General features: G+C 66.0%; 9 protein-coding genes. 3 read left to right on the top strand and 6 right to left on the bottom strand.

The annotated features are described in order from the left end of the window. Positions 1 to 2,118, top strand: a 2,118-nt coding sequence (gene mfd / locus VGC77_RS21000) for a transcription-repair coupling factor (protein ID WP_331173499.1), incomplete at its 5' end; no start/stop codon positions are given. Between the two features lie 67 nt (positions 2,119 to 2,185). Here the strand turns inward: mfd and VGC77_RS20995 are convergent. The 5 genes from VGC77_RS20995 to VGC77_RS20975 all read right to left on the bottom strand — a co-directional run bounded on the left by VGC77_RS20995 (position 2,186) and on the right by VGC77_RS20975 (position 7,655). Further along, positions 2,186 to 2,581 (bottom strand): PRC-barrel domain-containing protein, encoded by a 396-nt coding sequence (locus VGC77_RS20995; protein WP_331173498.1) that lies wholly within the window; start codon positions 2,579 to 2,581, stop codon positions 2,186 to 2,188. Between the two features lie 64 nt (positions 2,582 to 2,645). Further along, positions 2,646 to 3,878, bottom strand: coding sequence for a GGDEF domain-containing protein (locus VGC77_RS20990; protein WP_331173497.1), 1,233 nt, complete (start codon positions 3,876 to 3,878; stop codon positions 2,646 to 2,648). 48 nt (positions 3,879 to 3,926) lie between these two features. Next, positions 3,927 to 5,456: a class I adenylate-forming enzyme family protein gene (locus tag VGC77_RS20985; protein WP_331173496.1), complete on the bottom strand. Its 1,530-nt coding sequence runs from the start codon at positions 5,454 to 5,456 to the stop codon at positions 3,927 to 3,929. A gap of 4 nt (positions 5,457 to 5,460) precedes the next feature. Next, entirely contained in the window at positions 5,461 to 7,176 is a 1,716-nt protein-coding gene (locus tag VGC77_RS20980) for an extracellular solute-binding protein (protein WP_331173495.1), read from the bottom strand. Positions 7,177 to 7,472: 296 nt separating this feature from the next. After that, positions 7,473 to 7,655 carry a hypothetical protein gene (locus VGC77_RS20975; RefSeq protein ID WP_331173500.1) on the bottom strand — a complete coding sequence of 61 codons (183 nt, stop codon included), beginning with the start codon at positions 7,653 to 7,655 and terminating at the stop codon, positions 7,473 to 7,475. Here VGC77_RS20975 and VGC77_RS20970 point away from each other — a divergent pair. Beyond that, positions 7,576 to 8,361: an invasion associated locus B family protein gene (locus VGC77_RS20970; protein ID WP_331173494.1), complete on the top strand. Its 786-nt coding sequence runs from the start codon at positions 7,576 to 7,578 to the stop codon at positions 8,359 to 8,361. The genes VGC77_RS20975 and VGC77_RS20970 overlap by 80 nt on opposite strands. A 142-nt stretch (positions 8,362 to 8,503) precedes the next feature. Here the strand turns inward: VGC77_RS20970 and hspQ are convergent, their stop codons facing one another. Next, positions 8,504 to 8,836, bottom strand: a complete 333-nt coding sequence (hspQ, locus tag VGC77_RS20965; RefSeq protein WP_331173493.1) for a heat shock protein HspQ — start codon at positions 8,834 to 8,836, stop codon at positions 8,504 to 8,506. Between the two features lie 123 nt (positions 8,837 to 8,959). Between hspQ and VGC77_RS20960 the strand changes: the two genes are divergently transcribed. After that, positions 8,960 to 9,482: AEC family transporter (locus VGC77_RS20960; protein WP_331173492.1), on the top strand; the 523-nt coding region annotated here is incomplete at its 3' end.

Raw genomic sequence — 9,482 nt, 5'->3', positions numbered from 1 at the left:
GCGCTCATCACCGAACAGGACATTCTCGGCGACCGCCTTGTGCGCGCGCGTAAATCCAGCCGCAAGCTGGAGAACTTCATTTCCGAGGTCACCAGTCTTTCCACCGGTGATCTTGTCGTTCATGTCGAGCACGGCATCGGGCGTTTCATTGGCTTGCAGACGCTCACAGTCGGCGGCGCGCCGCATGATTGTCTCGAACTGCATTACGCCAACGAGACCAAACTTTATCTGCCGGTTGAAAACATCGAATTGTTATCGCGCTACGGCTCCGAACAGGCCGGCGTCGAACTCGACCGGCTTGGCGGTGGCGGCTGGCAGGCGCGCAAGGCCAAGCTGAAGAACCGCATCCGCGAGATGGCCGGCGAGCTGATCAAGATCGCCGCCGAACGGCATCTGCGCGAGGCGCCGAAGCTGGTGGTGCAACAGCATATCTATGACGAGTTCTGCGCGCGCTTTCCTTACGACGAAACCGAGGACCAGCTCGGCGCCATCAATGCCTCGCTGCACGATCTGGAAAGCGGCAAGCCGATGGACCGTTTGGTGTGCGGCGACGTCGGCTTCGGCAAGACCGAAGTGGCGCTGCGCGCCACCTTCGCGGTCGCCATGGAAGGCAAGCAGGTCGCGGTGGTGGTGCCGACCACGCTGCTGGCGCGGCAGCATGCGCGGAATTTCACCGAGCGGTTCCGCGGCTTTCCGGTCAATGTCGGCCAGGCCTCGCGGTTGGTGCCGCCGAAAGAACTCTCAAGGGTCAAGAAGGGCATTGCGGAGGGCGAGATCGACATCGTGGTCGGCACCCACGCGCTGCTCGGCAAGTCGATCAAGTTCAAGGATCTCGGCCTGATCGTGGTCGACGAGGAACAGCATTTCGGCGTCAGTCACAAGGAACGGCTGAAGCAACTGCGCGCCGAGGTGCACGTCTTGACGCTGAGCGCCACGCCGATTCCGCGCACGCTGCAACTGGCGCTGACCGGGGTGCGGGATCTGTCGATCATCGCCTCGCCGCCGGTCGATCGTCTGGCGGTGCGCACCTTCGTGGCGCCGCACGATCCGTTGATGATCCGCGAGGCGCTATTGCGCGAGCGCTATCGCGGCGGTCAGGCGTTCTACGTCTGCCCGCGCATCGAGGATCTCGCCGGCGTCAAGGATTTCCTCGACAAGCATGTGCCCGAGATGAAGGTCGCGGTCGCCCACGGCCAGATGCCGCCGACGGTGATCGAAGACATCATGTCGGCGTTCTACGACGGCAAATACGACATCCTGCTGTCGACCACGATTGTCGAAAGCGGCCTCGATATTCCCAACGCCAACACGCTGATCGTGCACCGCGCCGACATGTTCGGTCTGGCGCAGCTCTATCAGCTGCGCGGCCGGGTCGGCCGTTCGAAACTACGCGCCTATGCGCTGTTCACGCTGCCGTCGCAGCACCAGATCACACCGCAGGCGGAGCGCCGGCTCAAGGTGCTGCAGTCGCTGGAGACGCTCGGCGCCGGCTTCCAGCTCGCCTCGCACGATCTCGACATCCGCGGCGCCGGCAATCTGCTCGGCGAAGAACAGTCCGGCCACATCAAGGAGGTCGGCTTCGAACTCTACCAGTCGATGCTGGAGGAGGCGATCGTCAACCTCAAGGCCGGCGTGGTCGAGCCGGTCGCCGACCGCTGGTCGCCGCAGATCACCATCGGCATGCCGGTGCTGATCCCCGAGGAGTTTGTCGCCGATCTGTCGGTGCGGCTGTCGCTGTATCGCAGGCTCGCCGATCTCGACACCGACGAGGAAATCGACGCCTTCGCCGCCGAGCTGCGCGACCGCTTCGGGCTGTTGCCCGACGAGGTACGCTATCTGTTCAAGGTCGCCGCGATCAAGGCGTATTGCCGCAGGGCCAATGTCGAGAAGGTCGATGCCGGCCCGAAGGGCGTGGTGATCTCGTTCCGCGACAACTCCTTCGCGCAGCCCGACCGGCTGGTGTTCTTCATCAAGCAGCACGGCAAGGCCGCCAAGGTGCGGCCGGATATGAAGGTGGTGTTCCTGCAGGACTGGGAAACTCCGGAGGAGCGGCTGATCGGCACCACCGAAATCCTGCGCCAGCTCGCCAATTTGGCGGAAGGCCGCAAGGCGGCTTAAGTCTGCCGCAACGAAAAACGGCCATCGGCATGGCTGCCGATGGCCGCAGTCAACCCGTCGATCTTAATTACTTCGGATATTTGAATTCGGGCGCCGCCTTCAGCGCGTCCTTGGTGGTGTTCATGGTGGCGAGCCACTTGTCCTGCTTGCTGTCGTAGCGGACATTGACCGAGGACGGTGACACCGCGACGTAGCGCTCGCCGACGCCGAGGAAACCGCCGACGGAGAGAATCAACGCGTCCACCGCGTGGCCCTTGATCGCCAGATCGGTGATTTCACCGACCGACTCGTCCTTCTGATTGTAGACGTTGAGGCCCTTCAGCTTCGAGCTGAACATCTCCTCCTTCGACACCGTCGAGAACTTGGCTTCGGCCGGGGCGTTGCCGGTGGTGGTCGATTCGGCAGCCAGCGCCGGCGAGGCCAGCAGGGCGAGCGAAGCGGTGATGATGGCGAGTTTTTTCATGAGCGTCCTCCGTTGCGGATTGTCGCTCATCAATGCCAGTCTGCGGCGATAGTTCCGCCGCAGCTTACGATGCCGCGCGCTGTCCGTCCTGCGACAATCGTCCGAGCACCGAGCGCGCGGAGTCGTTGGGCAACAGCGTCGCCACGCTCACCGTGGGATCGATGCGGGATTCCCGCCGCGTGCTGTGCGAGGTCTGCCGCATCACGCTGGATAGCCGCCGTGCGATGGCGTGGGCGTTGCGCAGATCGGTCTCGGCGAACACCACGACGATCGAGCCGTCATCGTGCAGCGTGCCGAAATCCATCTTGCGCATCAGCCGGCTGACGATCCGTGCGGCGTCGAGCAGCACGCGGTCGTCGTTCTGATCGAAGGCGAACTTCGCTACCGACAGTCCGCTGCCGCGGTCCTGCGAATGATAGACCGCGGTGGCAAAGTCCCGATCGAAGGCGGACATGGTCAGAAGCCCGGTGCGCGGATCGAGCAGGCCGCCGGCGTCGATCGATTGCAGCGTGCGGCCGAGTCTGGCCTCGAAGGCGTGCTGCCGGATCAGCGGCAGGGCTTCGTCGACCGCGCGCAGCGGGTCGCCCGAAGCGAGTTCGAGATTGGGCAGGTCATAGACCGCGGTGACCCCGGGGACGGTGACCAGGATCGGAAAATTGCGGAAGCGGGCGTCCTCGGACAGCACGGTCAGGAACGCATCCACCACGCGCGGGCTAAAACCTTCGCCGAGGATGATGCCGTCGAGGTCGCGCGCATTGAGGTGCTTGGCGGCGCCTTCGATGCTCAGCGTGCCGACCACGCCCACCCGTTCGCCGAGCGCCACCGACAACGCGGGGTAGCCGGAGCCGCGGCCGATCAGCAGCACCGTGGCTTCGTCCAACGGATCGGTTTGCAACAGCGAGTTGCGCAACTCCGGGTCGGCGGCGAGCCGGCGCAGCACGGTGGCGTGCAGCGTTCGCACCCGCAGCGCAGCGTTAAGCCGTGGCACCAGGCGGTCGAACTTGCCGTCCGGCGAGGCAAAGCTGATGGCGCTGTCCGGCAGCGGTCCAGCGGGATCGGTGACGATCAACGGCACGTAGGGTTGTTTGCCGGCGATTTGCTTGGCCAGCGCGGCCAGCGCGCGGTCGTCATAGCCGCCGGAGACCACCACCGCGGCCGGCTGCAGCCGCTCAACGGCCTGCGTGACGTCGGACCAGGTGGCATCGATGACCGGAAACAATTTGGCGTCTGACAACGCCGCCGTCAGCGACGGCGGGGTCGGAGCGGAGAGCAGGATGATCGGGCCTTGATGGGACATGGACTTCCGGGAGTGGCTGCGGACCCGCCGAACCTAGCCCCGGTGCGCTTAATGCCCCGTCAACGCCGGCTGTCGATTTGAATCGGTCTGTGACGAACTGTCCCGAAACGCTTCAACCATGAGTGGATTCAGCCCCAGCTCGGCCAGCGCCTCACGGGCCCTGGCGTTGTCCTTGGCGCGTCCGGCCAGACGGTAGCCGCTGAGCCGGTCTGGCAGCGCGGTCAACAGCGCGCCCTGGCCGAGCCGCTTCGCCCATTCCAGCAGATCCTGCGACAGGAAGCGATAGCCGCCGACCGCCATGATCCCCGCGGGGGGCGCGGTCACGCAGAGGGCGCCGGTGGCGCGATCGGTGCGCGCGGCATAGCCGGTGTCGACATAGTCGGGCGGCGTGCTGGCGATCTCGAGGCGGTTCGAGGCGTCCGGCGCATAGGCGGCGACCGGCACCATCGGGCCGCGCAGCGCCAGCGTGCCGCCCGGCGTCAGCAGCAATTCGCCGGCGTTGGACGAGCCGAGGGCGTCGCGCGGCGCCCCGTGGACGCCGGGCTTGATCGGCAGGGGCATGCCGTCGTCGGAGCGATGGGCGGCGAGCAGTCCGGCCTCGCCGAACAGATAGACGTCGGTCAGGGTCGAGGCGCCGGCAGGCCAGGCCGGGCTGGAGACCACCTGTTCGGGGGCGCGCCACAGGGCCATGACGTTGCGCAGCTTCGCGGCGTGCTCCAGCATGCCGTTTTCCGAAAGCCGCAGCGCCAGACCCGCCGGCGCGCTCAGCGCGTCACAGTCGAGTTCGGCGAGCTGCCGCTCGAAACTCTCGTCATCGAACGGGTGGTGCAGCGCCAGCGTGCCGCCGGTGAGCAGCCACACCACCAGCGAGGCGGTGAGGCCGGCAAACGAGGAGGGCACCATCGCCGACAAGATCGAGGCGCCCTGGGTCAGCCGGCTTTCCAGCGACAACACCAGGCCGCCGGCGATCAGGTTCAAATGCGTCCGCGGCACCGGGCGGAAGCCGGTCGCGGTGACGTCGAACGAGATGATGGCGGCGCGCCGGGCGTCCTGCCGGACCGGCGCGGGCTCGGCCGGTTCGGCGATCACGGCGTCGAGCGAGGCCATGCCCTCGGGCAGGTCGCTGCCGAAGCCGCAGACGTGGCGGATCGAGAACGCCTCCGCGGCGGCATCCATCGCCAGATGGGCGTGGCCGACGCCGTCGATCCGGCTGGTGGTGACGATGGCGCGGGCGCCGGTGCGGTTCAGCGCCACGGTCAACTCGGCCTGCCGCCACAGCTGCGGCAACAGCGCCACCACCAGGCCGGCGCGGTGCGCCGCCAGCACGGTCAGGAAGAACTCGACGCAGTTCGGCATTTGCACGGCGATCACCGCATTGGCCGGCAGCCCGGCGGCGATGAAATGCGCCGCCAGCGCGGAGATCGCCTGGTCGGCCTGGGCGAAGGTCAAGCGCCGCGGCAATTGCCCGGTGATGCGCAGCTTGTTGTCCGGATCGATCAGCGCCAGCGCGTCGGGCTGGCGGGCCAGGATCCGCCGAAACAGGCCGTCGAGCGTGGGCGACGCGTTGCTCTGATTCACGGGATCACCTTTGCGACGGTGGCGGCGCGTGCCACCAGGTTTCGGGCAGATACCCGGTCAAGGCGTCGGCCGTAGGCCGTTCTATCCGATTCCAGCGGGCGATCCATTGCTCTTGCACGTTATACGCTGGAATCGCGTAGAAGCCGGCGATCAGCACGCGGTCCAGCGCCCGCACCGCGGAGACGAAATCCGCCCGCTCGCGGGCTTGCAGCAGGGCTGCGATCATCGCGTCGATCGCCTCGTCCTTGGCGCCCATGTAATTGCGGGTCCCCTGATGGTCGGCCGCGGCACTGCCCCAGTAGAAGGACTGCTCATTACCGGGCGACAGCGACTGGTCCCAGCGGTTCTGGATCATGTCGAAATCGAACGCCAGCCGGCGCTGATCGAACTGCACGCCGTCGACCGAGCGGACGCTCGCCTGGATGCCGGCGCGCTTGAGATCGCGGACAAAGGCCAATGCGATGCGTTCCTGATCGCGCGTCGTCACCAGGATCTCGAAGCCGAGCGGCTGCCCGGTGGAGCGCTGCCGCAACACCGTGCCGTCGAGTTCGTAGCCGGCCTCGGCCAGCAGCGCCAAGGCCTGGCGCAGCGCCTCGCGGTCGCGGCCGGAGCCGTCGCTTAGGGGCAGCCGATAGCTGCCGTCGACGATCGCCGCGGGCAGCCGCGACAGGTACGGCCGCAGCAATTCGCACTCGCGGGGATCGGCGGGGCGGGTATAGGCGGAGAGTTCGGAGCCGGCGAAGTAACCAGCGGAGCGGGCATACAGGCCGTAGAAGTAGTTGCGGTTGATCCACTGGAAATCGAACAGCAGCGTCAGCGCCTCGCGGACCCGGATATCGGCGAACACTGCACGCCTGGTGTTGAACACCAGATAGTCCGAGGGCTGCGGCAGCCCGGTCCGGATGGTGTCGCGGATCACCTCGCCATGGCGAACTGCGGGAAAATCATAGCCCTCGTGCCAGCGCAGCGGCTCGTTCTCCACCCGGACGTCGTAAAGCCCGCGCTTGAAGGCTTCGAACTGCCCGTTGGCCTCGCGATAGTAGTCGAGCCTCACCTCATCGAAATTCCACAGCCCGCGATTGATCGGCAGATCGCGGCCCCAGTAGTTCGGATTGCGGGTCAGCGTCACGCTGGCGCCCGCGCGCACCGCGCTGACGCGATAGGGGCCGGAGCCGAGCGGAGGGCTAAGCGAGGTTTCCTCGAACGTCTCGGGATTGACCGCATGTTTCGGCAGCACCGGCATCAGCCCGAGAATCAGCGGCAATTCGCGGTCGCTGGCGCCGCCGAAATCGAAACGCACGGTCAACGGATCGAGCGCTTCGGCCTTGGCGACCTTGGCGTAGTACATCCGGTGATTGGGCCGGCCCTTATCGCGCAGCAATTGCCAGGAGAAGATCACGTCCTCGGCGCGCAGCGGATGCTCGTCGGCGAACCGCGCCCGCGGATCGATCCGGAAAGTGACATAGCTGCGGGCGTCGTCGGTCTCCACGCTCTGCGCCAACAGGCCGTACAGCGTGAACGCCTCGTCATTGCCGCGCGTCATCAGGCTCTCGATCACATAGCCGCGGATCTGCTGCACCGCGAGGCCTTTGACGATCAGCGGGTTGAGGCTGTCGAAGGCGCCGAGCAGCCCGAGCACCAGCCGGCCGCCCTTCGGCGCCTGCGGATTGACATAGGGCATCTGGGCGTAGTCGGCCGGCAGCGCCGGCGCGCCATGCATCGCGATGCCATGCGTCGGAATGTTATGCGTCAGGACGGCAGGCGACGGCGGATCGGGACCCGGGTCCGCCGCGGACGCCGCGACGCATCCCGCGATCGCGCAAGCCGCAGCGAACCGGATCATCGACCGGCCGGCGGCCCGCAGCAGCGCACGATGTGATTCGCTGACTCCCACGATGAATTTTACCACAGCCAGCGGGGAGGGATCGGCTATGTCACCAGGGAGTTGTGGCCGGCATTGATCTTTTCGCGCGCCGTTGTATTGAATGCGGGCCATTGACCACGCCGCAGGCCCTGTCACGTATCCGCCCCAATTGGCACCGAGACAGCCGCCGACGGTGAGATGTCAGCGCCCGCGATCATTTGCGGGTGCGTTACCGCTTCAGAAAGGGTCTCCGCAATGAATTTCCGTCTCTTGGCCGCGTCGGCCTTGCCGCGCGGGCGGGCTATCGCCCTGCTGGCGGCAACAATGACCGCCATGACCGTGATTCCTGCGGCGCAGGCGCAGCAGCCTCCCGCGGCCGCGCCCGCCGCGCCAAAGGCGGCTCCGAAGGCCGCGCCCGCGCCGAAGGCGGCCCCCAAGGCTGCGCCGGGAGCCCCGGCGGCCGGCGCCCCCGCCGCGGCCCCGCCGGCCGACCAGCAGGTGCAGCTGATCTACGCGCCGTGGACCAAGTTCTGTCTGAAGGGCCAGGATGCCAACGCCAAGCAGGTCTGCTTCACCGGCAAGGACGGCCGCATCGAATCCGGCCAGCCGGTGATCGCCGCGGTGATCATCGAGCCGGAAGGCGAGCCGAAGAAGATCTTGCGCGTCACGCTGCCGCTCGGCATGCAGCTGGTGCACGGAACGCGGGTCATCGTCGACAACAACCCGCCGGCGCAGAGCCCCTATGTGATCTGCTTCGCCAACGGCTGCATGTCGGACTACGAAGTCACGCCGGAACTGCTCGCGAATCTGAAGAAGGGCCAGAACCTGATCGTTCAGGCGATCAATTCCAACGGCGCGCCGCTGACCCTGCCGCTGCCGCTGGCGGAATTCGCCAAGGCCTATGACGGCCCGCCGACCGACCCCAAGCAGTTCGAAGAAACCCAGAAGAAGCTTCAGGAAGAGCTGCAGAAGCGCGCCGAAGAACAGCGCAAGAAGCTCGAGGCGCAACAGCCCGCCGCGGCCAATCCGGCAGCGAAGTAAGCCGCGCCGGCAGCCAGATCACAAAAGGGGAGCCCAACCGGAGCTCCCCTTTATTGTGTGTGCGTAATGCGACGGCCAATGCAACGGGCGTTGATGCGGCGATACTGATGGAGCGGAAAAGCCGCGCCTGCGCCGCGGGTGATCAGTTCAGGGACGGATTGCGCGGCCGATAGCTGCCGGATTTGTCTTTGATGAAAATCTCGGCCACTTGCGAGTGCCGGATCGGCTCGCCGGATTCGTCCGGCAGCAGGTTCTGCTCGGACACATAGGCGACGTATTCGGAGTCCGAATTCTCCGCGAGCAGGTGATAGAACGGTTGATCCTTGTTCGGACGAACCTCTTCCGGGATCGACAGCCACCATTCCTCGGTGTTGTTGAATTCCGGATCGATATCGAAAATCACGCCCCGGAACGAGAAAATCCGGTGGCGCACGATCTGTCCAATCTGAAACCTGGCGGTTCTGGTCTTGATCATCCTTCGTCGAATAAACCAGGATTGTGGCCGATGCTAGGGGTAAACCGATGAATCGTGGGTCGCGCCGTCCGCGCCGAGCCGCCCGGGCCGGCGCCGAAAATCACGAATAACGTCGATTCATCAATGCTCGACATCCTGAACCTGGCGCTTCCCTATTTCGGCCTGATCTTTGTCGGCTTCGCCTGTGGCCGCTGGAAGCGGCTGCCGGAGAACGGCCTCGCCTGGATGAATTTCTTCCTGCTGTACGTCTCGCTGCCGGCGCTGTTCTTCCGGATCATGTCGCGCACGCCGTTCGAGGAACTCAACAACCTGCCGTTTGTGGTGGCGACCACGCTCGGCACCAGCTGCGCCTTTCTGCTGTCCGGAGCGGCGGGGCGCTGGATCGGCGGGTTGTCGCTGCGCGAGACCACGATCGCCGCGCTGGCCGGCGGCTATGGCAACATCGGCTATATGGGGCCGGGGTTGGCGCTGGCGGTGCTCGGCGCCAAGGCCGCGGTTCCGACCGCGCTGATCTTCTGCTTCGACAGCATTCTGCTATTTTCCGTCGTGCCGCTGCTGATGGCGCTGACCGGTGGCGACCGCGGACCGCTGCTGTCGACCATCGGCATGGTGCTGCGCGCCATCGTCTTTCATCCGCTGATCGTCG

The sequence above is a fragment of the Rhodopseudomonas sp. genome (assembly GCF_036404135.1).
Lineage (GTDB): Bacteria > Pseudomonadota > Alphaproteobacteria > Rhizobiales > Xanthobacteraceae > Rhodopseudomonas_A.
Note: the sequence above shows the minus strand (reverse complement) of the source record. Positions and strands in the feature narration are given on the sequence as shown.